Here is a 422-nt window from a genome sequence, read left to right on the forward strand (position 1 = left end):
GGCTCTGGGTATGGAGTTCATCCCCGGCCAAACCCTGAGCACCGCGCAGGCCGTCGGCAATGACGTGTTCGAGCAGCTGCAACACGCGCTCAGCCGCCTGCACGCCGCCGGCATCACCCACAACGACCTGCATGGCACCAACGTGGTGGTCAGTGGCGGCGTGCCGGTGCTACTGGATTTCACCTCCGCCTGGCGCGTACCCCGCTGGCTGCGCCGCGGCCCGCTGAGCCGGCAGATGCGCCGCAGCGACATGAAGAACCTGCTGAAGATCCGCCAGCGCGTGACCGGCCAGGCGCCGAGCGCCGCGCAGGCCGCGCTGGTGGCCGACCCGGGCTGGGTCGCCGCGGTGCGTCAGGGCTGGAAGCGGTTCTACAAGTGGGCCAAGCGCCGGTAGGGGTCGAGCTCGCTCGACCGCTTTACCG

The 422-nt window shown here is 70.4% G+C and carries 1 pseudogene; it reads left to right on the top strand.

Features of this window, described 5'->3' with window-relative positions:
* Positions 1-394 (top strand): annotated as a pseudogene (locus D7X55_RS46860) (hypothetical protein); the annotation flags it as partial.
* Positions 395-422 lie beyond the last annotated feature (28 nt).

The organism is Corallococcus sp. AB049A, assembly GCF_003668885.1.
GTDB lineage: Bacteria > Myxococcota > Myxococcia > Myxococcales > Myxococcaceae > Corallococcus > Corallococcus interemptor.